17 protein-coding genes are annotated in these 22,290 nt (G+C 62.3%); 5 read left to right on the forward strand and 12 right to left on the reverse strand.

The features are described from left to right. Positions 1-277 precede the first annotated feature (277 nt). The gene (locus SAJA_RS15140) at positions 278-436 is read left to right on the forward strand and encodes a hypothetical protein (RefSeq protein WP_184999828.1); all 159 of its coding nucleotides are present in this window, start codon (positions 278-280) and stop codon (positions 434-436) included. An 11-nt stretch (positions 437-447) separates the two neighbouring features. On the opposite strand, the gene SAJA_RS09080 is transcribed toward SAJA_RS15140, so the two are convergent. The 10 genes from SAJA_RS09080 to SAJA_RS09125 form a co-directional block, all read right to left on the reverse strand. After that, positions 448-3,465, reverse strand: coding sequence for a type III restriction-modification system endonuclease (locus SAJA_RS09080; protein ID WP_123658355.1), 3,018 nt, complete (start codon positions 3,463-3,465; stop codon positions 448-450). After that, positions 3,462-4,547 (reverse strand): virulence RhuM family protein, encoded by a 1,086-nt coding sequence (locus SAJA_RS09085; RefSeq protein WP_123658356.1) that lies wholly within the window; start codon positions 4,545-4,547, stop codon positions 3,462-3,464. Before SAJA_RS09085 ends, SAJA_RS09080 begins: the two co-directional genes overlap by 4 nt. A 22-nt stretch (positions 4,548-4,569) precedes the next feature. Next, positions 4,570-6,510: a site-specific DNA-methyltransferase gene (locus tag SAJA_RS09090; protein WP_123658357.1), complete on the reverse strand. Its 1,941-nt coding sequence runs from the start codon at positions 6,508-6,510 to the stop codon at positions 4,570-4,572. Positions 6,511-6,528: 18 nt separating this feature from the next. Continuing rightward, positions 6,529-7,281, reverse strand: a complete 753-nt coding sequence (locus tag SAJA_RS09095; RefSeq protein ID WP_123658358.1) for a DUF4391 domain-containing protein — start codon at positions 7,279-7,281, stop codon at positions 6,529-6,531. Then, entirely contained in the window at positions 7,281-10,499 is a 3,219-nt protein-coding gene (locus SAJA_RS09100; protein WP_184999829.1) for a helicase-related protein, read from the reverse strand. Before SAJA_RS09100 ends, SAJA_RS09095 begins: the two co-directional genes overlap by 1 nt. A gap of 272 nt (positions 10,500-10,771) precedes the next feature. Then, positions 10,772-12,193, reverse strand: coding sequence for an amidase (locus tag SAJA_RS09105; RefSeq protein WP_123658359.1), 1,422 nt, complete (start codon positions 12,191-12,193; stop codon positions 10,772-10,774). Between the two features lie 46 nt (positions 12,194-12,239). Then, complete coding sequence (locus tag SAJA_RS09110; protein ID WP_123658360.1) at positions 12,240-13,685, reverse strand: NAD-dependent succinate-semialdehyde dehydrogenase; 1,446 nt, start codon at positions 13,683-13,685, stop codon at positions 12,240-12,242. A 76-nt stretch (positions 13,686-13,761) separates the two neighbouring features. Then, a complete protein-coding gene (gene hslO, locus SAJA_RS09115) occupies positions 13,762-14,655 on the reverse strand; it encodes an Hsp33 family molecular chaperone HslO (RefSeq protein ID WP_123658361.1) in 894 nt (297 codons plus the stop codon). Positions 14,656-14,726: 71 nt separating this feature from the next. Next, positions 14,727-15,575, reverse strand: a complete 849-nt coding sequence (locus SAJA_RS09120) for an SDR family NAD(P)-dependent oxidoreductase (protein WP_123658362.1) — start codon at positions 15,573-15,575, stop codon at positions 14,727-14,729. Positions 15,576-15,605: 30 nt separating this feature from the next. Beyond that, positions 15,606-16,709 (reverse strand): AI-2E family transporter, encoded by a 1,104-nt coding sequence (locus tag SAJA_RS09125; protein ID WP_123658363.1) that lies wholly within the window; start codon positions 16,707-16,709, stop codon positions 15,606-15,608. A gap of 135 nt (positions 16,710-16,844) precedes the next feature. Here SAJA_RS09125 and SAJA_RS09130 point away from each other — a divergent pair, with 135 nt between their 5' ends. Continuing rightward, complete coding sequence (locus SAJA_RS09130) at positions 16,845-17,135, forward strand: glycine zipper domain-containing protein (RefSeq protein ID WP_123658364.1); 291 nt, start codon at positions 16,845-16,847, stop codon at positions 17,133-17,135. 119 nt (positions 17,136-17,254) lie between these two features. Then, positions 17,255-17,575: a glycine zipper domain-containing protein gene (locus tag SAJA_RS09135; protein ID WP_123658365.1), complete on the forward strand. Its 321-nt coding sequence runs from the start codon at positions 17,255-17,257 to the stop codon at positions 17,573-17,575. 17 nt (positions 17,576-17,592) lie between these two features. Here the strand turns inward: SAJA_RS09135 and SAJA_RS09140 are convergent, their stop codons facing one another. Further along, positions 17,593-18,828, reverse strand: a complete 1,236-nt coding sequence (locus SAJA_RS09140) for a dicarboxylate/amino acid:cation symporter (RefSeq protein ID WP_123658366.1) — start codon at positions 18,826-18,828, stop codon at positions 17,593-17,595. Positions 18,829-19,177: 349 nt separating this feature from the next. On the opposite strand from SAJA_RS09140, the gene SAJA_RS09145 reads away from it, so the two are divergent. Both SAJA_RS09145 and SAJA_RS09150 read left to right on the forward strand, forming a co-directional pair. Beyond that, a complete protein-coding gene (locus SAJA_RS09145) occupies positions 19,178-20,497 on the forward strand; it encodes an MATE family efflux transporter (RefSeq protein ID WP_123658367.1) in 1,320 nt (439 codons plus the stop codon). Then, complete coding sequence (locus SAJA_RS09150) at positions 20,494-20,880, forward strand: cupin domain-containing protein (protein ID WP_221180185.1); 387 nt, start codon at positions 20,494-20,496, stop codon at positions 20,878-20,880. Before SAJA_RS09145 ends, SAJA_RS09150 begins: the two co-directional genes overlap by 4 nt. Here the strand turns inward: SAJA_RS09150 and SAJA_RS09155 are convergent. After that, positions 20,877-22,247 carry a GntP family permease gene (locus tag SAJA_RS09155; protein WP_123658368.1) on the reverse strand — a complete coding sequence of 457 codons (1,371 nt, stop codon included), beginning with the start codon at positions 22,245-22,247 and terminating at the stop codon, positions 20,877-20,879. The two genes, SAJA_RS09150 and SAJA_RS09155, sit on opposite strands and share 4 nt — an antisense overlap. Positions 22,248-22,290: the final 43 nt, after the last annotated feature.

Here is a 22,290-nt window from a genome sequence, read left to right on the forward strand (position 1 = left end):
CGTAAAAACAACCCGCGGATTGCATGCTGCCTTGCCATCGCTACATCAAGGCAACGACAAGGCCCAAACGTACCGTGCGCGCCGGGCAAGCACATCACCGACAGTCACACCGCGCGGCACGGTAACGGCACGCCAAAACAGGCTTGGCCAGGCCAGATGAGCCTGTCGATAAGTATCAACGATCTGTGGACAAGTCCGTGCATAAAAGCCGATCGCCGGCACCTCGCCAGACGTGGCATCCTCTCAAGCGCCAAGAACACCACCATCGATACCGCCCATGAATGCCCTCTGGATCATCTTCGCCATCGCAGTGGTTATCGTCGCGGTCTGGGGCTTCTATGTCTGGTACCAGAACCGCCGCGCCCGCGAGTCGTTCAAGGATATCGACTACAGCAAGCTCAACGATCTTGATGAAGACGGGTGGGACGACAAGTAATCTCGCCGGCGTCAGTCAGTGAAGGCGTCCATGAAGCTTTCAAAGCGATCGTCAACACGGAAGGCGACGTTTTCATCGAGCGCGCTTAGGTGCGCCTTGCCGCATTCGATCTTGGCTTTCTCGACCGGGCGGAGTGCGTCGGTAAACAGGCTGCCCTTGGTTTCGACGACGAAATAGAGTCTCTCGACGCTTGCAGTTTCGACGACGACCGCCCAGTCCGGGTTGTACGACCCAAGGGGCGTATCGATCTGGAACCATGGCGGCAGCTTCGCGTAGAGCTTTATTTCCTTATTGCGCTCGAAGGCACGGGCGAAGTCCCGCTCGACCTCAGAGTCGTAAATCACATAGTCGTAGACCGACTTCTCGGCCTCGAGCATATTGCTCGATAAATAACCGGCAAGTGGCGCTATGTCCTTGTCGTTGAAGTCGAACAACTCTTGGGCATAGAAGCTGTCGTCGCCGATGCGGTGGTACTGGATGCCGTCGACGATGAACAGGCGCATTTGATTGCGGATGATCTGTAACGTCTGTTCGATGAACTTCTGCGGGTTGTTCCTGAAATCATCGAGCCGGCCGCTGTCTACGAGAATGCGGGCCAGCGTACGGCGGGTGAGATTCGTCTCGTTCTGCAGAAAGCTCAGGATGTCGGGCAGGGCAAAGTCGCGCCGGTCATAGGTCGCCGGTGTTTCGTTAACTTCGGTCGCCTCGACGCCGCCGCGGTTCACGTCCAGGCGCGCGGTGCGCGTGATGAACTTGGCCTTGCCCACCCGCAGCTGATCGCGCATCTCCGTCGCGCAGCATTCGATGAGCTTCTCAACATCAAAATCCACGCGGTAAGTGGTCTTGTACTTGATCCGGTTCCAGAGCGCCTCGAACGCCGGGCTCAGGTAGACGGCCTTGTTGAGCTTGACCTCGTGCCGGTCGTCTCGATTCTGGATATTCAAGCGACCGGCCACCTTGCGCAGCACGGCAGTGATGGCGCCCGCGTGTTCGGCGGTTTCGTCAGGCAGGGACACCGTGTTGGCCTTGAGATTGGCCCGGAGTGCGTCCTGCACCTTGCCCTTGGCATCGATATAGTCGTGTTCCAGCAGATGCTGCCAGACCGTCTCGGACAGTTCGGTGCCGAAATATCCCGGCTCACCGTTGTCATCGGTGATCGGAATGCTGGCGAACAGATGCTTCTCTACCACGCCGAAGCGGATGCCTTCGTCCTGCTCGATCTCTTTCTGTAGCTGGCGCGCGAAATCCTCGTAGGATTCGTTGGCCATTACCGTCAGGCGGTTCACCTCGAAACCGTGCACACGCTGGCCGCTCTGGTTTACCGCCAGCCGCAGCCCGCGGCCGATCTCCTGGCGTTTTTTCATCACCGAGGCAGTCTCGTTGAGCGTGCAGATCTGGAACACGTTCGGGTTGTCCCAGCCTTCGCGCAGCGCGGAGTGGGAGAAGATGAACTTGAGCCGGGATTCGAAGCTCAGCAGCCGTTCCTTGTCCTGCATGATCAGCTGATAGGCGCTCTCGTCGGCCTGTGTCTTGCCTTCGCCTTTCGAATCCTTCAGGCGTACGTTGCCGCGCGCGTCTTTCTTCTTGTCGGCGGCGAAGTAGCCGTTATGGACAGCGTGTGCCTCGGTCTCGATATCCACTTCGCCGAAAAGCGACTGATACTTCGGCAGCCGGGCGGCGCGGATATACTCTTCCTCGAACATACGCGCGTACTTGCCGGGCTGCGGCTCGCCGTCGGTGTTGTAGTTGCGGTAATTGGCCACGCGATCGATGAAGAACAGGCTCAAGACCTTGATGCCCATCGGCGTGAGCTGAAGCTCCTTGTCCAGGTGCTCTTCGATGGTCTTGCGGATCTGCAGCCGCTTGTATTCGTCTTCATCCACCTGGCCGATCACCTCGCCGCGGCGGATGACCTCTGGCTTGCTGGTGAAGCTGATGTACTCGTTGTCTGGCTCGCAGTAGATGTCGTCGACGATATAGCCGTCGTAGACCGTCCGGCCGCCGGTGGTGTCCAACAGATCCTCGCCGCTTCGCACCCATTTCTTCTTGCGCTTGACCAGGCCTTTCTGCAGCGTGTCGAGCTCCACCTGCGCGCGGATCGGGCTGTTGCGGTTATCGGTCTGGAGCAGCTTGATGTACGCCTTGTTATGGCTGTCGCGCACCTCGACGCCCGTCACCTCGATCTGTTTGACGAGCTTGCGTTCGTAGGCGTCGATGGAATCGAGCCGGTACACCATGTGGTGTTTGTCGAGATGGGTGGCGGAGTAGCGCAGCGTGCACAGCGGGTTGAGCTGGGCGATCGCCTCGCGGCTTTTCTCGGTATTCGCCACGCTCTGGGGCTCGTCGATGATCACGACCGGGTGCGTGGCCTGAATGAACTCGATGGGCTTGTTGCCCGTCATCCGGTCGTGTGGGCGATGGATGATATTGGCCTTGTCGGCCTTGTCCGGATCATCGAAGCTTTTACGAAACGCATCGATATTGATCACCATGATCTGAATGGTGTCGCTGGTCGCGAAATTGCGAACTTGCCCGAGTTTTTGCGAGTCGTAGACGAAGTAATCGAACGGCGTGTTGTCGTACAGTCCCTTGAAGTGCGGCTCTGTCATCTGGAGCGATTTGTACACGCCCTCTTTGATCGCCACCGACGGCACCACGATGGTGAACTTGGTGAAGCCATAACGCTGGTTCAGCTCGAACAGCGTGCGCAGATACACATAGGTCTTGCCGGTACCCGTCTCCATTTCGACCGTGAAATCACGCGAGGCCAGCTCGCTGGCCGGGGCCAGGCCGTTGCGCAGCTGAATGGCTTGCAGGTTGTCGAGCAGATCTTCGTCCAGCAGGCGCAGCCGGTTGCCCACACCCAGATCGCCGCTGGACTGGCCCAGGCTCAAACCCATCTGCGGCTCGTTTTTCAGCGGCGCGACGGTGAAATTCGTACTGCAGATCTCCTGGCCTTCGAACAGATCGGCGACGGCGTCGATGGCCTCGCGCTGATAGTCGAGCTCAGCGTCGAACTGAAACTTCATCCCTGGTTATCCCCGTTGTCGTCGTCGCGCTGCGGCGCCTGGCGCGCGATGTCTTCGAGCGCGCGTAGCGTATCCGCCTCGCCCTCGGCCTCCTTGAGCGCGCGCCGACGTGCATCGAATTGCCGGTACTCGCCCTTGGCCTTGTCGTCGGCCGAGCGTTTGCGCATACGGCCATAGCCATCAAGCACCGGCCAGTCGTTGAACGCCAGAAACTGGTCGAGCTTGTCCTGCCAGTTCTGCATGAATATCTGCTGGCGGCGGCGGGCCTGGTTATCGGCGAAATCGAGCCACATCACCACCATGCGGTTCAGGTCATCGATCTCGCCGGCGCTCAGGTAGTTCTTGGCGACCGTGACATCTCGTGAACGCACGGTGTCGCCCTCCCAATTCGTGAGCCCCATATTGGCCTGCCTGTGATCGGCGCGCTGGCTGATCAACTCGGCTGCCGTATGCCCCGTGGCCGCGTAATGCAGCTTGTTCTGGATATGCTGGAAGAATCGCGTGGTTTCGGCATCGCTCGTATCGTAGTCTGCGGCCAGCGTGAAAATCTCCTTCACCCGCAGATACATCCGCCGCTCGCTGGCGCGAATATCGCGGATGCGTTCCAGCAGCTCGTCGAAATAGTCGGGCACGCCGGGGCCGGGCGGGTTCTTCAGGCGCTCGTCGTCCATGACGAAGCCCTTGACTAGATATTCCCGCAGCCGCTCGGTGGCCCAGCGGCGGAACTGTGTGCCGCGCTGGCTACGCACGCGGTAGCCGATAGCAATAATGGCGTCGAGGCTGTAATGCCGCACGCGGTAGCGTTTCCCGTCGCGGGCAGTTGTAAAGAAATGCTTTACAACTGCCGCGGCGTCGAGCTCCTGTTCCTGGAACAGGTTGCGCAGGTGCATGCCGATGTTCTGCTTGCTCGTCTGGTACAGCTCGGCCAGCAACGTCTGGCTGAGCCAGATCGAGTCCTCTTCAAATCGGCATTCGATACGCGTAGCCCCGTCTTCGGTCTGGTAGACCAGAATTTCACCGCGGGCCGAGGCGAGTTCCTCGTCGCTCGTTTCTGCTGCATCATTGCGTTCATCGTGGGTCATAACGTCGACGTCCCGGCGGTGCTCAAAGACTCTTCACGTCTTCAACGCTGGCCTGGCGAAGAATCTGCACGGCGTTGGTCTTGACCACGTCGTCGGCAAAGCCGTTGTCCTTGAACACCACGCGCATGACTTCCGGGGCAAGCTCGGCCTTGAGTGCGGCGATGCCGTTGACGAGATTGAGATCGACCGCATCGGCCAAGCAAACGACGAGGGCGCCGGCGCCGATGATATGCACGGTTTTGCCGTTGATCTCACGCGCTTCGATTGGCACGGCCAGATCAAGACCGTATTTCAGCAATAGCTCGCTTAGAACATCGGCCTCGCTGCGGTCGTGACGGATGTTGTCTACATTGTCGAATAGCGACGTTTTAATATCATCATCGCTTGGTACCCAAGGAACGATGTTGCTGTCACTAAGCTTGAAAACTTTGAAGCCACACTGGTTCACGCCCAATGAATTTAAAGCCTGCTTAATACGCTCTTTACCAATCTGAGCGATGTTGTCAAACCCAGATTTAGCAGCTATTGTGTCGCTGCTACAAGGCTCCGGAAGCTGACACATAATAAATCGCCGCGCACCCTCATCCTGCGCGTTGGCTTTCAACACCGCATGCGCTGTAGTGCTAGAGCCTGAAAAAAAGTCCAAGACGATAAAGTCATTACCCGCCACCATCGCGATTAGGTATTTCAATAACTCCGATGGTTTAGGGTAATCATCGAAAGGCACTCCAATTTCTTCTAGCTCAGCAGTTGCTTTTTGAGACCCTCCTAGCCCAGAAATTACCGATATAACATGACTTGGGTTGTCAGATCGCTTTTTGACCGCCTCAATCGCTCCAGATTGACTTATTTCAAACGATGTAAGTTGTCCTTTAGCGTCGGTAATCGCATTGCATCTATTGTCTATAAATTGCTCTAGAAGGTCTCGAGAACTCCATCCGCTCGAAACTGATACGCTTTTAAATAGTTTTCCGTTGGCTATTTTTGCGTCGGACGCATATTGTGGCCACCCCGATTTTTCGCAGCGAATTGATCCTGAGCTGAATGCAGCTGGGAATCCTTCGGGCAGTGTAATGGATGAAACTGGATTTTTAGGCCCGTTTTTAACAATGGTGTTTCTTATTTCTTCTCGGAATATTTTGCTGTTTCTTGGAACGCTTGGATCTACTACCGGGGGTAGTGGGAAATTACTTTCATATTTTGCATATAAAAGTATGTATTCATGACACCGTTTAATACGTGCTTGATTGTCGAAGTTGCCATCTGTTTTCCAGGTAAACTGAGTGATAAAGTTCTCAGGTCCAAAAACCTCATCCATAATCTGCCGAAGGTTCTGCACTTCGTGATCGTCAATCGAGACGAAGATCACGCCGTCGTCCTTCAGTAGGTTCCGCGCGAGCCGAAGGCGCGGATACATCATGTTCAGCCAGTTGGTGTGATACCGGCCGGCAGATTCCGAGTTGGAGGATGTTTTAAAACCGTTGCCGTCCACTTGGCCGGTATAACGCAGGTAGGTATCCAGATTGTCCTGAAACCGGTCCGGATAGATGAAATCGCCGCCGGTGTTATAGGGCGGGTCGATATAAATCATCTTCACCTGTTTGTGATACGACTTCTGCAGGAGCTTGAGCACCTCCAGGTTGTCGCCTTCGATGAACAGGTTCTGTGTGGACTCCCAGTTGACGGATTCTTCCGGGCAGGGGCGTAGCGTGCCGGTGGACGGCGTCTGGGCGATGCGGCGGGCGCGGTCCTTGCCGTTCCAGGTAAAGCTGTAGCGCTCGCGCTCGTCTTCCACGTACTCGCCAAGACAGGCCTTGAGCGCGTCGAAGTCCACTTTCCAGCGCGGGCCGTCGGCGTCCGAGCCTTCGGTGAACGCGTCCGGGAAGAGCTCGCGGAGCTTGTCGATATTGTCGGCGACGATGTCTTGCGAAGTGCCGTCGGTTTTGGGGTCCAGCTTGTCCATGGCGTGTCTTGTTGGGCGTTACAGGGCGGCGGCGGTGTCGCGTAGCGTCGCCTGCAGCTCCTTGATACGTGTATTGAGCTCCACCTGTCGGTTGAAGCGGGTCTCTTTCTTGATCGCGGCGCGCAGCCGCGCGATGTCGTGTTCGAGCTGGTGGCATTCGGCCAGCCGCTCGCGTTGCGCGCTGCGTGTGTTGTGTTCTGTCGGTAGATGAAACCGGCCGCTCAGTCGGGCGCAGGCGAGCGCGATCAGGCGCTGGTGCCAGGCGGCGTAGAGCGCATAAAAGTCGGTCTGCGGCAGTTCGTCAAGCGCCAGGCTGGCGACAAACGCCTGTTCGACGTCGGTGGGCGTGTCCGAGTCGATCCAGCGCGTGGTGCGGATGTCTTTGGCCACCGTCACGCCGGCTTCGGCTCGGCTGGCGCGTTTGTCCGCGGTGCTTAACGCCCATTGGGCATCGTAGGTCAGTACCAGCAGCAGCGGATACGGGATGGCGCGGTGAATCCGTTCGGCCAATCGCGCGGCGTGCTTTGTGCTCTTGAGCGTGGCGTGTACGACGGCGAGTTCGCCGTAATCGCGCTCGTCGTCGCGGTAGGCGTTGACGTTGATCGTGCTGGGTTTGAGCGTGTATTGCCAGGTGACGGTATCGACGTCCTCGGTAAAAGCGCGGCGATCGGCGGCCGACAAGTCGGCGTTGTCCAGAAACAGCTTCTTGTAGACGCGTTTGCCCAGCCAGGCGGCGTCGGGCAGTCCGAGCGGGGCGTAGTCGAATGCCATCAGGCGGCTTTCGATTCGCTTTGGACAATGAGATACGCGACGACTTCGAAATCGTCGATGCCCTGAAACGTATCGCGGCTGATTACCGTGCCGCCGGGCTGGAACAGGCTAGCTACGCCTTGTTCTTCGGCTTTGCCCGTAATGGCGGTGACCGCTCGCGCCAGCTGCTCGCGGTAGCGCGCCATCTCCCAACCGTGATTCGTGGCCTCGTTAAAACGGGCGACGGCGGCGCGGTCGGGCCGCCCACGGCCGAGCGATAGGCGCTTCAGCGCATCGAGTATGGGCCGCACATGGGTAAAGTTGCGCCGCACACTGCCGTCATCGCCCACGTAGACAAGATAGTGCGGTGCCAGCGCATAGGCCGGGTCGCCCTGGACACGCGCATTCATGTTGCGCAGGCAAAAGATCACGCCGGGGGCCAGGCCTTCGTCGGCGATGAGGTCGTCGATGGCGGTGACCGCATAGGCGCCAAGCGGCATCTGGGCGAGCGTATCGCCGTGCTCTTTTAAGTATTCGCCCAGGTCCATCCGATAGTCGTTGAGCGTGAGATCGGTGATCGAGATGCCGTCGGACAAATCTTCGATCGTCGGTACGTCGTGCTGTAGCTGGTGCATCTGCCGGCGGCGGTATTCGAGATCGTTCATCACGTCGCCTTCAGCGGTTTCGATGACGTTTTCTTCGCCGGTGGCCGAGATGTCGAGCAGCACCATGCGCCCGGCCACGCGTGCTTCGAGATCGATGTATTCGTCCAGCTCGATGTTCGGCCAGAAGTTCACGAGCTGGATGACAGCGTTGGTCGAGCCCAGCCGGTCGATGCGGCCGAAACGCTGGATGATGCGCACCGGGTTCCAGTGGATGTCGTAGTTCACCAACAGGTCGCAGTCCTGCAGGTTCTGGCCTTCGGAAATACAGTCGGTGGCGATGAGGATATCGATGGCGCCGTCATTCGGATTGCCACCGCGCTCCTTGGAGACCGGCGAGAAGGCAGCCAGGATCGACGGAATATCGCGTCGCAAGCCGGGGACTGTGCTGCGGTTGCCGCTCGACTGGCCGGTGACTTTGCCGACGTGCAGGCCGAGCTCGCTCTGCGCCCAATCCGCGATCTGGGTGTAGAGATATTCCGCTGTGTCAGCAAAGGCCGTGAAAACGAGCGCTTTATGGTTGCCGGCGTTGATCGGGTTGCTGGCTTTATCCGCAATCAACGCGCGCAGGGCGGCGAGTTTGGCGTCGCGGGCGGGGCCGATGTCTCGTGCTTCACGTACGAGTTTCACCAGCAGCGCTTCGTCTTCTTCCAACTCCTGGCGCCAGCGGATGCGGTCCACGTCGCGAATCAGCACTTTGATCTTGTTGCCGACCAGGTAGGGATCAAACGCGTTGTCTTCGACGGCGATGTCCTCGATGCCCCATTCCTCGATTTCGGAGGCGTCGTGGTTGTCGAGGCGATCTTTGAGTTCGCGTACGCCCTCCAACAACTTGTTCACGGTCAGCGCGAAGGCGTGGATCGAGCTCTCCATGCGCTTGAGCAGGTTCACGCGCATGAGATGGATCAGGCTTTCCTCGCGGTCGATCTGCTTGAAAACCGAGCCGCTGGCCATCGTCATGTCGTACTTGCGGCTGTATTCGCCCAGTTTTTCGGCCAGCACGTATTTCAGCGGCGCGTAGGCGCTCAAGTTCAGGCGCCGGATATCGCGATTGATTTCGCGCAGCTCGGGGAACTGGTTTTCGCTGTCGATGGCGGGGTAGAGATTGTGGGGCGAGAGACGGCGCGGGAAGCTGCCGATCTCGCTCATGTCGTAGTATTTTTCGACGTGTTTGCGCGAGCGCGCGATGGTCAGGCGATCGAGCAGGCTGAAGTAGTCGAAGTTGAGCGCGTCCAGCAGGCCGGTGGACGTGCGTTGGTCTTCGTCTTCCCGCAGCCAGGCGTTGAAGCGTTTTTGCGCACCGCGCAGCGTTGCGTCGATGCTGGCCACGCCTTCGTTGTATAGCGCATCGTCGCGGCCTTCGGTGATGAAGGCGATCTGGTTCTTCAGATCGTTCATGCGGTTATTGACCGGCGTGGCCGACAGCATGAGCACCTTGGTTTTCACGCCGGCGCGAATGATGTCGCGCATGAGCCGGCCGTAACGTGTGAGCCCATCCTTGCGGGGCGGGTTGTTGCGGAAGTTGTGCGACTCGTCGATGACGATGAGGTCGTAATTGCCCCAGTTGACCGTCTCGAGGTTGATTTCACCGGAATATCCGCCTTCGCGCGTCAGATCCGTGTGGTTGAGCACGTCGAAGTTGAAGCGGTCATCGGCGAGCAGATTGCGCGTGTCGTTGACGGTATAGAGGGTCCAGTTCTCGCGCAGCTTCTTGGGTGCGAGCACAAGTACGCGGTCGTTGCGCAGCTCGTAATACTTGATCACCGCCAGCGCTTCGAATGTTTTGCCCAAGCCCACGCTGTCCGCCAGGATGCAGCCGTTGAAGCGCTCGATCTTGTCGATCGCGCCGAGCACGCCGTCGCGCTGGAAGCGATAGAGCTTGTTCCAGACGATTGTGTCTTTAATGCCCGTACGGCTTTTGATGATGTTTTCTTCGTCCAGCTCGCCGAGGTAGTCCTCGAACAGGGCGTGGAGAATACGGAAGTAGATCTGTTCCGGTGATTTATCGCCGTGGATCGTTTCGAGCGCCTGTAACAGCGCGGGCTTCATGTCGGCTTCTGCACTGGCCTCCGCCCAGATCGCGTTGAAATTATCGGCCAGTTCGGATGCTTGCTCGGGCGTATCGAAAGCCGTATTCATCTCATAATGATCGCCCGGCAAACGGCCAAGGCCGGTCGCCGTGAACGGCGAGCTTCCGTGTAGCGCGAATCGCGTGTCTGCGGCATTTTCTACGAGGTAAAGGCTGTGCCCTGCACGGCGCGGCATGGCGCGTACCGTGACTTTTGCAGAAACCCAGTTGCTGAAATGTTTTGCCAAGGCAGCGGTCGTGAGTTCGTTGCGATAAACGCGCTCGTTGTGATCGCCGATCAGGCCGAGAGTTTCGACGAGATGCTTGCTGTCGTCGTTTGGTGTTGGAAGCAAAAGACGGGATTGCGCGGCATCTTGCAACACGTGACGCAGCGGCGCGTAGGCAAAGAGCGATACGGTCGCTGTAAGCACGCTCAGGTTGGCTTTGCCCGTTAACCAAGACTCAAGCAGTGCCCCGACCGTGGCCCCCTTGCGGTTATCAATCAGCATTGTGTCCCCCTCCCCCGAGAGGGGCTGACGCTAGCATGTTGTGTGGCCACCTATGAAGAGAGCAAGCGGTTCAATGCCGCCGGAGGGCCTTGCCCCCCCCCCCCCCCCCCCCCGCGGCGGCAGTCCTCACAAGCTGCGTGGCTTAAAACTGTCCGGTGTTCGTTAACTGAAAGTCAGTTAGCAGGCCGCAGTTCCTGCAAGCTGCAGGCGTAAAAAAGACGAGTCCTTCGCGGACTCGTCTTTTTCTTTATGTGCGTGCTTGTGCTCCGTTTTTACGCAAACTCGGCCGGGTTGGGCACGGTGGGGAAGCGTGCGGGATAGGCGTCGAGGTAGGCGTTGGCCGCGCGCAGGACGCGGATGTCGTCGAAGCGGCCGCCGGCCAGTTGGAAACCCACGGGCAGGCCGGCCCGGGTGAAGCCGCAGGGGATAGAGGCAGCGGGCTGGTTGGAGAGGTTGAAGGGGTAGGAGAACTGGGCCCATTCTTCCCAGTCGTGCAGGTCGGAGCCGGGCGGGACTTCCTGGTTGATCTCGAAGGGCGGGATCGGCACGGAGGGGGTCATCAACAGGTGATAATCCTGGTTGAAGTGCTCGAGCTTGGCGGTGAGATCGGCGCGCTCGGCGTAGGCGCGGAACAGGTCGATGGCGGCCCAGTGTTCGGCCTTGCGGGCGTTGTCGACCAGGCCGGGGTCGAGCAGTTCTTTCTGGTTGGCGTCGCACTGGGAATAGACTTCCTGCGAGGCGGTGAACCAGAGCCGGCGAAAGATTTCGATCGGTGATTCGAAGCCGGGGTCGACTTCGACGATTTCCGCCCCCAGGGCTTCCAGGTTGGAAGCGGCTTCCTTGACGCGGGTGGCGATCTCATCGTTGACGTCGGCATAGCCCAGATCGGGGGAGTAGGCGATACGCAGGCCGGTCAGGTCACAGTTCAGATCCACGCCCCAGTCGTCGGGCTGGCCGTGCAGGGCGTAGGGGTCGTGATAGTCATAGCGGCCGATGACGTTGAGCATGCGCGCGGCATCGCGCGGGTGGCGCGTGATCGGGCCGATGCTGGAGAGGGTGGTCATTTTGGCCGGCGGCCATTGCGGGGTCCACCCGAAGGTGGGCATGAAGCCGAACACGCCGCAGAAGGCCGAGGGGATACGGATCGAGCCGCCCGAGTCGCCGCCCTGGTGCAACACGCCCATGTTGAGCGTGGCCGCGGCGGCCGCACCGCCCGAGGAGCCGCCGGCGGTGAGGCTGGTGTCCCAGGGGTTGGAGGTAGCGCCGAACAGGCGGTTGTCGGTGACGGCTTTCCAGCCGAACTCGGGCGTATTGGTCTTGCCGAGGATGACGGCACCGGCCTCGCGCAGACGACAGACCGGCGGCGCGTCAAAATCACACAGCTCGTCGGAGGTGGTGGCCGAGCCCTCGCGACAGGGCATGCCGGCGCACGAGGTCAGGTCCTTGAGCGAAACCGGCACGCCGTCGATGGGCGAGAGCGGCTCGCCGCGGCCCCAGCGCCGGGCCGAGGCCTTGGCCTGTTCTTCGGCGCCGTCGGTATCGACATAAACGAAGGCATTCACACTGTCGTTGAACTTGTCGATACGCCCCAGCGAGGCGCGGGTGGCTTCCAGCGGCGAGGCATCGCCATTGCGGTAGAGGCCGACGAGATCGCCGGCGTCGAGATTGCCTAGATCGGTATCTTTTGCGGACATGCAGATCTGCTCTTGGTGGTGCGGCACGTGCGGCCGGCTGCCGTATTCAGCGGTGGGCGTTGCCGATGCAGTAGTACTTGGTTTCCAGATATTCCTCGATGCCGACATGCGCGCCCTCGCGGCCGAGGCCGGATTGCTTCACGCCGCCAAACGGCACGTGCGGGCCGGTGATATCCATGGTGTTGATGCCGACCATGCCGAAATCCAGCCCGCGCAGGAACGTGCGGATACGGGCATCGTCGTGGGTGTAGATATAGCTGGCCAGGCCATAGATGGTGTCGTTGGCCGCGGCGATCGCATCGGCGTCGTCATCGAAGGCAGCGATGGCGGCCACGGGGCCGAACGATTCTTCGGTGGCGATACGCATCTCGTGCGTGAAGCCGGCGATGGCCTGGGGCATGAAGAACTGCGGCCCCGGGGCCTGGCTCTGGTCGCGCCCGTGGATGACGGCACCGTGATCACGGGCATCGTCGACCAGCGATTGCATGTCGGCCACTGCATCCGTATGGATCAACGGGCCGATCTCGTTGTTTTCATCCAGGCCGTAGCCGACGGGCATGGCGTCCATGCGGGCAACGAAGCGATCCACGAATGCGTCATAGATCGAGCGGTGCACGAAGATACGATTGGCCGCGACACAATCCTGGCCGGAGGTCTGGAACTTGGCGGCGACGGCGGCCTCGACCGCCACATCGATATCAACATCCTCGCAGACGATGAAGGGCGCGTTGCCGCCCAGCTCCATCGAGGTGGCCTTGACCGTGTCGGCGGCCTGGGCCAACAGGCTGCGCCCGACGTGGGTCGAGCCGGTGAACGACAGCGCGCGCACGCGATCATCGGCGCAGACGGTATCGGCGAATTGCCGGCCGGCGCCGGTGACCACGTTGAACACACCGGTCGGCATGCCCGCATCGTCGGCCAGGCGCGCCAGCGCCAGGGCGCAGAACGGCGTTTGTGAGGCTGGTTTGACGATGGCCGTGCAGCCGGCGGCAATGGCGGCCCCCACCTTGCGGGTGATCATCGCCAGCGGAAAGTTCCAGGGCGTGATGATGGCGGCCACGCCCATCGGTTCGCGCAGGGTGCCGATGGCCATGGTCGGGTCTTCCGGCGGGATGGTGGCGCCGTAGGTACGCCGGGCCTCTTCGGCAAACCAGCGCAGGAAGCTGGCCGCGTAATCGACCTCGCCGCGGGCCTCGGCGATCGGCTTGCCCTGCTCGCGGGTCATCAGGCGTGCCAGATCTTCGCGATTGGCCTGCATGCCTTGATACCAGGCCAGCAGGATGTCGGCACGCTCACCCACCGCGGCGTGGCGCCAGTCGGTAAACGCCGTGGCGGCCGCGTCGATGGCCTGTTGCATGCGCGTGGCATCCGCATCAGGCACATGGCCCAGCGATTCCTCGTTGCCCGGGTCGATCACGTTGATACGTGCGGCCGGGCTGTCGGCAGGCTGCCATTGTCCGTCGATGAAGGTCTGGTCGGTCCAGAGCGACATGTCGGCACCGGTTGTCCAATTCACGCCCGCGACGGTAACAGCCCGCGGCGTGCAACTTTATCCGGACTGTTACCGATCAATGCACCGTGGGCGGCTCGGCGTCGGGGTTGTCGATCAGGGCTTCGACGTCGGCCGGGGTGAAGACATAGGTGGTGTTGCAGAAATGACACTGGGTCTCGATCTGGCCCTGCTCCTCGAGCACGCTGCGCAGCTCGTCGGCGCCCAGCTGGTGCAGCGCTGCGCCAAAGCGCTCGCGCGAGCAGGTACACGAGAACATCAGCGGTGCCGGGTCGAACAGCCGCGTGTTTTCTTCGTGGAACAGACGATACAGCACGTCACCGGCGCCAAGCCCCGTCAGCTCGTGATCGGTCAGCGTATCGGCCAGGTGGTTGATGCGCTCCCAGGCATCGGTGTCCTCGGCCTCGACCGCCTTGGGCAGTTTCTGCAGCAGCAGGCCGGCGGCGTTGTCGTCGTCCGCGGCCAGCCACAGCCGTGTCGGCAACTGTTCGGACTGGTTGAAATAGGTTTCCACGCAGGCGGCCAGGGAGTCGCCCTCGAGCGGCACGATGCCTTGGTAGCGCTTGCCCTCCCGAGGGTCCAGCGTGATCACCACGCGGCCGTTGCCGAACAGTTCTTCCAGCGAATGCCCGGCCAGCTCGGCCCAGGCGGCCTCGTCGAAGCGGGCGATGGCCCGTAGCTGCTGGGCGCGCTCGTGGTTGCCGGGGTTGGACTCGGCCATCAACAAGCTCAGCGCGCCCGAGCCGCGCACCTCCATCGAGAGCGTGCCGTCGAGCTTGACCGTGGCCGTGAGCAGGGCACAGGCCGCCAACAGCTCGCCCAGCAGCCGTTGAATCGGCTCGGGATACGTGTTGTTGGCCAGCACCTCTTGATAGGTGGTGTTCAGCTGGGCGATCTCGCCGCGTACGGCGGTGCCGTCAAAGAGAAAGCGTTGAAGTTGATCGGTGGCCATCGCTGCCTGCGCGTGCGTGGGGATATCGTCTTATATGCGCTCGCGGCCCGCCTGATTCAACACGCCCGTCATCACCCCACAAGACGGGCCAGGCGTTTCTCGGTTTCGCTCCAGAGGGTGCGGGCCAGGCGCTTGTCCGCGGCGGCCTTGCTGATCGTCGCCGGCTTGCGGCCCACGAGATAAGCGCCCTGATGGGCCAGCGCGTCATCGTCGCGGGCCAGCCAGATGCCCGTGTCCGCGCCGGACTTGGTATCGGTGAGCACCGCACCAAACAATTTACGGATCGGCCCCGGCAGCTCGGTCCAGATGCCGGTGGCGATCGCCCCGGGATGAAAACAGTTCACGCGGACATCGGCCTCGCCCAGACGCTCGGCCAGCTCGCGGGTGAACAGGATATTGGCCAGCTTGGCCTGGGCATACGCCTGAATCGCGGCCCGGTGCTTGTTGGGTGCTTCGAAGGTGTCAAACCGGATACGCCCGATGCGATGCGCGATCGAGGCCGTGACAACCACGCGAGCGCCCGGGGTAGCCTCCAGCAGGCCGCGCAGGCCCTGCATCAGCCGGAAATGCCCGAAATGCATGATGCCGATCATCGCCTCCAGGCCGTTGTCAAGCGCGCGGGTGCCGTGGGTGTAAAGCCCGGCGTTGAGAATCGCCACGTCCAGGCGCGTCAGGCGCTCGCTCAGACGAGCCGCGAATCGATCGACATCGCCCAGATCCGCCAGATCGAGCGCCAGTGCTTCGATGGTGCCCAGCTCGCCGGTCGTTCCCGCGGCCTTGGCGATGGCGTCAGCCGCGGCCTGCGACTTGGCCAGATCGCGCGAAGCGATGATCACGTGATCGCCGTTTTCCACCAGGGCGGCGGCCATCTCGTAGCCGATGCCGCTGTTACCGCCGGTGATCAGTACTTGTCGTTGCATAGTCGCTCGCCCTGTTGGCCTCAAGATCAATTAATCGGTGTCGTGCGTGGCACCGGGTAGATGCGGCTCGTCGCCGATGACATCCCGTACATAAGCCAGTTGCACGATAACCGCAATCACCAGCGCGATCGGCGTGGCGAGTGCGACCCCCAGTACCCCGGCGATGGCCCCGCCAATGACCTGTACCGAAAGCAAAAACCCCGGTGCGATCGATACGGCCCGTTTCTGGATCATGGGCGCCAGGACATAGCCTTCCAGCGTGTGCAGCGCGATATAAAGCACGGCCACATACACCATGGGCCAGTAGCCGTGCAGCCCGGCCACCAGCAGCGCGGGGATAGCCGAAACCAGCGCGCCCAGATACGGGATGAAAGTGAACAGCCCGGCCAGCAGGCCCAGCAGGAACGCAAACGGGATGCCGATCAATGCCAGACCGGCGGCACTGGCGATGCCGGTCACGGTCATCGACACCACGCGCCCTGTCAGCCAGCGGCGCACGGCATCAGCCGCCTCTTCGGAGATATCCCAGGCGCGCTGGCGCTGGCCGGGTGGGAACAGCCGCAACAGGCCGTCGCGATACAGCGACGGCTGCAAGGCCAGATACAGACCGATGATCACGATCACGAAGAAATCCGTGAGCGTGCTCATGGTGACCGACACCGCGCCGGAGAGTTCGCCGGTCAGGCGCTGGCCGATCGACTGGCCGGACTCACCCTGGCCAGACTCGCCCATGATCGAGCCGCTCAGAAACGTCTGGGTCAGCTTGTAGTCGTCCAGGCGCGATTGCAGCTGGTCGATCGACTGGGCGACCTGTTGCTTGAGCTCGGGCGCCTGGTTGGCGATGTTCATCGTGGTGGCGGTGATCGATAGGCCCAGAAACAGCGCCAGCACCGTGGCCACCACGGCCACCGCCCCATGGCGGCTGATCGGCAACACGCGCTGGAGCAGGCGCGCCAGCCCGTTCAAACCCACGGCCACGAGAAAGGCCGAGAATATGAGCAGCGCGGCGTGGGCGGTCGTCCAGGAGAACCAGGCCAGCAGGATCACCGCCAGCGCACAGGCGCCCACGATCAGGCTGCGCCGGGTGAACTCTGTCAGCGTCAGCGTGCTGGCAGTGGATTTGTCTTCAGTCATCTAGCGAATCGGCTGGCGTTCTCGATCTCCCTATCTTGGCCTGATTGGCCCGATGACGCATACATCGGTTGGGCAAGATTCAAGTGCTATTCATTTGGGCATGCGATGTTGTCCACCAGATAAAGGAGGCATTGCATGAAATACGTGACTGTTCTGCTGCTGGGCTTGCTCGGTATCGCCGGGCCCGCGTTGGCAGACGACAACACGCTGGAAAACGCGGTCGGCGGGGGTGTTGGTGGCGCGGCCGGTGCGGCCATCGGCAACGAGATCGGCGGTCAGGCCGGCGCTGCCATCGGTGGCGGCGTGGGCGGTGCCGGCGGTGCGGTTGTCGCCGACAAGCTCAGCGACGACGACGACCATTACGACCGCCATGATCATGACCACGATGATTACGATCACGATAATGATGATGACGACGACGATTGAGGTGCCCGTGCCCCGTTGAGCGTCGTTACCGGCATGCGCCGGGCCGCGGCGAAACGCGCATGAATCGAATCGGGCGCGACTGCAAAACGATCAAAACAAACAGACAGGAAACGATTGTCATGAAACAACAGATCACGTCGCTTGTACTCGGTTTGGGCCTGGCCATGACGGCCGGTGCCGCGCTGGCTGATGACACGCTCGAAAACGCCATTGGCGGCGGCCTGGGCGGCGCGGCCGGTGCCGCGATCGGTAACGAGGTTGGTGGCCAGACAGGCGCTATCGTCGGCGGTGGCCTGGGCGGCGCCGGTGGCGCGGTCGTGGCCGACAAGCTCGGCGATGACGACGACTACGACCGGCGTGACCACCGCTATCGCGATCATGACCACGACCGCCGTGGCCACGGCTGCCCGCCGGGGCTGGCCAAGAAGGGCCGTTGCTAGGGCCTGCAAAAGACCGTCTAATCGGCGGTCTCCGGCTCGGCCACGTTCGTTTGGCGTCTGGTGAAGCGCTCGATCAGCACCGTCCCGACCAGATCACCGGTGACGTTAAGGGCGGTCGCCCCCATGCCCACCAGCGCATCGATAGCGCTCAGCAGCGCGACCGCCTCCATCGGCAGGCCGACCTGAGAGAACACGGTCGCAATCATCACGATGCCGGCCCCCGGTACGCCGGCCGTGCCGATCGAAATGAGGGTGCCGACGGCCACGATCATGGCCAACTGGGCCAGTCCGAGGTCCAGGCCCACGATATTGGCGGCGAAAACCGCCGAAACCGCAATACGCAAAGCTGCGCCGTCCATATTGATCGTCGCGCCCAAGGGCAGGGCGGTGCCGCGCACCGCGCGTGATACCCCCAGGCGTTGGGCGGCGGCCAGCGTGACGGGCAGGGTGCCGGTCGAGCTTTGTGTGGCAAATGCCGTCAAGGTGGCCGTGCGTGCCCCGCGTACGAAGCCCGTGATGCCCACGCCAGCCATCAGCAGCAACACACCATAGAACACCAGCTGCCCGGCCAGGCCGAGATAAAACACGCCGATCAGGCGGGCCAGGGCGGCAAGCGCGCTCGTGCCCTGGGTGGCCACGGTATGTGCAACGATCGCAAAAATGCCGATCGGTAGCACGGCCAGCACCCAGCGCATCAGCAGCAGGGTGACCGTCTCCAGCCCGGACACCGCCCGATAGAGCGCGGCGACACCGTCCGGATCGTCAGCACGGCGTCTGGCGATCGCGATCCCCAGGCCGAACACGATAGCCACGAACAGCACGGCCAGCATGTTCAGTTGGGCAAAGGCCGTAACGATATTCGTCGGTACGATCGAGGCCAGCAGGGCTGCCGTACCGGGATGTGTCGGGGCAGAGCCCTCACCGGCCGCGGGCAGGCTCAGACCGTCGCCCGGGGAGAAGACAAGTGCGACGACCAGGCCGATGCTCATCGCCACGGCCGTGGTCGTGACGTAGTACACCGCCAGCGCGGCCCCGGTTCGGCCAAGCGCGGCGGGCCCGCTCTGGTTGATGCCTACAACGATCGTGCTCACCACGATCGGCAGGATCAGCATCTGGAGCAGGCGCAGCACGATATCGCCCAGCGTGGCGGCCACCGGCACCAGCGCCTCGGGCAACATCAGGCCCGCGGCCACGCCGGCCACCAGGGCCACGCCGATCCATTGCACCAACGAGCGATGTTTCAACCATTGCATAGGCGGCGAAGTGTGCCATGCCAAAGGCCGCGCGGCGCTGTGGCACACTTCGCATCGTTTGGTTTTTTCCGCGATTGTTGTCGATGAGTGAGTCTAGGTCGTGTCGTCATGAGATATGCCGTCGCATTGCCCGCGCCGGGCGTGTCAGGCAAGGCGCGGACCGCCGAGCGTGGCCAGCCACGGTCAAGGTCCGTAACGCCGCATGGCGCGTCCGGCGCGAGCAACCCGAATGGGCCGGTGGCCAAGCCCCCGCAATACGGCGTTATCGCTCGTTTACGTGGAATAACCACGCCGCACGCGCGATGCCTTGTCTTGCCGCGGCTTGGCCGCCGGTGCGCCGGCTTATCTCATGACGACACGACCTAGGGTGGCCGCCGGCGCGCCGATCACCGCCCGTCGGATCGCCGGTCTGGCCGTGCCTGCACTTGGCGTGCTGGCCGCCGAGCCGTTGTATGTGCTGATCGACACGGCGGTCGTCGGCCATCTGGGGGCGCTTGCTCTCGCGGGCCTGGCGCTGGGCGGCACGATGCTATCGGTGATGACCAGCCAGCTGACGTTTCTGTCGTATGGCACCACCGCCCGAACCTCGCGTCTCTACGGGGCCGATCGGCGGGCCGATGCCGTGGCCGAGGGCGGCCAGGCGACCTGGCTGGCGATATTCGTGGGGCTGGTCGTGTTCGGGCTGGGCGAGGTGTTTGCCTATGATCTGTCGATGCTGTTGGCCGGCGACGCCGACGTAGCGGCGCGCTCAGCGCAGTGGCTGCGCATCGCCCTGCTGGGGGCGCCGGCGATTCTCATCACCCTGGCCGGCAACGGCTGGATGCGCGGCGTGCAGGATACCGTGCGCCCGCTGCGCTATGTATTGATCGCCAACGCCATATCGGCCGTGCTCTGCCCGGTGCTGGTTTATCCGGTGGGGCTGGGCCTGGTCGGCTCGGCGATCGCCAACGTGGTGGCACAGTATCTATCGGCGGCGATGTTCGTGGCGGCCATCGCGCGCGAGCGGGCGTTTCGCCGGCCCAGTCCGGCCATCATGCGGGCCCAGATGGTGCTGGGGCGCGATCTGATCCTGCGCAGTGCCTCATTCCAGATCTGTTTCCTGTCGGCCGCGGCCGTGGCCGCGCGCAGCTCGGCGGCCGCCGTGGGCGCGCACCAGATCGTCTACCAGCTCTGGGCGTTTCTCTCGCTGGTCATGGACAGCCTGGCCATCGCCGCCCAGGCGTTGATCGGCGCCGAGCTGGGCGCGCATCGGGCCAAAGCCGCCATGGCCGCGGCCTGGCAGATCACGCGTTATTCGTTCGCGCTGGGCTGTGTGCTGGGCCTGGCCTTTGCGCTGGGTTATCTCGTGCTGCCGGGGCTGTTCACCTCGGATACCGCCGTGCTGGCCCGTATCCCCGAGGCCTGGTGGTTCTTCGTCGTTCAGCAGCCGATCGCCGGGATCGTGTTCGCCCTGGACGGCGTGCTGCTGGGAGCGGCCGATACCCGGTTTCTGCGCACCACCACGCTGGCCGCCGCACTCGGCGGGTTCTTTCCGCTGATCTGGGCATCCTGGTTCTTCGGCTGGGGCCTCACTGGCATCTGGTTCGGCCTGACCGTCTTTCTAGTGGCCCGACTGGTGGCCACGGTATGGCGTACACGTTCTGGCGTATGGGCCGTGGAGGGCGCATGAGCAAGCAGGTTACTGATGAATCCACCGCGATGCTGGCCGCCGATGACTGGCTGACAAGCCGCTCGCCGTGGCATGGCTTCTTCGAGGGTGTGGATATCGGCACGAACATCACCGTGCTGTATTTCACCCAGGAACACGTCGGCGATGGTCCCGGTCTGCATGTCCACGACTATGAAGAGATTTTCATCATTCGTCGGGGCAGTGCGCGCTTTACCATCGGTGAGCGGGTCATCGAGGCCGGTGAGGGCGATGTCGTCGTGGGACCGGCCAACGTGCCGCACAAGTTCGAGAACACCGGCCCCGGGCCGTTGGAGAGCATCGACATCCACATGAGCCCGCGCTGGGTGCAGGTTGATCTCGATGATCCCGAGGCCGGCAGCTAGAAAATCACGTAGATCAGCACCGTCAGCGCGAAGGCGATCACGGACTGCAATGACTGCTGCACGGTCCAGGTCTTGAGCGTGGTGGCGACATCCATGCCCATGAGCCGGCCGACAAGCCAGAAGCCGGAGTCGTTGACGTGGCTGGCGAACACCGAACCGGCGGCACTGGCCAGTACGATGGCCGTGACCTGCATGGCCGAATAATCACCGGCAATGACCGTGGGCGCCATCAGGCTGGATGCCGTGACCAGCGCCACGGTGGCCGAGCCCTGGGCCAGGCGCAGCACCACGGCCACGAGATAGACCGCCACGATGACCGGCAGGCCCAGGCCGGACATGGCCTGTGACAAGGCATCGCCGATACCGGTGGCTTGTAGGACGCCACCGAACATGCCGCCGGCCCCGGTGATCAGCACCACCGAGCAGATGGCCGGCAGGGCCGAGTCCATCAAGCCCTCGAGCTCGCCGGCCGGCGTGCCCCGACGAAGCCCCAGCACATAAACGGCCACCAACAACGAGATGAGCAGGGCCACCGGCGTTGCCCCCAGCAGTTGCAGGCCGGCTACGAGCGCATCGTCGGCGTTGACCGTGCCGGCCTGAATGGCGAAATCCAGCGCCGCACTCATGCCGATGAGCACGAGCGGTATCGCCAGAACGCCCAGCACCGTGGCGAAACCCGGCGGCTGTGTCACGGGCGTGTCGTCGCCGGTCGCGAACAGATCGGCGGCCACGCCAAAAGGGTGGCGGCGCGCGGCAATACGACTCCACAGCACGCCCGAAACCCACCACACGGGAATCGCCAGTACCAGCCCGGTGATGAGCACCAGCCCCGGATTGGCCCCGTAGAGCGCGGTGGCCGTGACCGGGCCCGGGTGGGGCGGGACAAAGACATGCATGACCGAAAACGCGGCCGCCGCCGGCAGGCCATAGGCCAGCACCGGGCCATCCAGGCGGCGGGCCACGGCGAAGATGATCGGCAGCATCACGATCAGCCCGGCATCCAGAAACATGGGAAAGCCCATGGCCAGTGAGGCCAGGCCAAGGGCCACGGGGGCGCGTTTTTCCCCGAAAACCGCGACCATGCGATCTGCCAGTACGCGCGCCCCGCCGGAATGCTCGACCAGCCGGCCCAGCATGGCCCCGAAGCCCACCAGCAGAGCCACGGCCGCCAGCGTGCTGCCAAACCCTTCGTAAAGCACATCGATGACCTGATCGGCCGGCAGGCCAGCCACGAGGGCGGTAGCCAGGCTGACCAACGTCAGAGCCACGAAGGCATGCACCCGCAGGCGGATGATCAGAAACAGCAGCACCGCGACCGCGCCGATCGCGATCGATAGCAGGGCAGGCGTGGATAAAACCGGGGTCATGTCGAGCGGGCCATGCGAAACAGGGCGGCTAGACTAGGATGAA

This window comes from Salinisphaera japonica YTM-1, assembly GCF_003788585.1.
GTDB lineage: Bacteria > Pseudomonadota > Gammaproteobacteria > Nevskiales > Salinisphaeraceae > Salinisphaera > Salinisphaera japonica.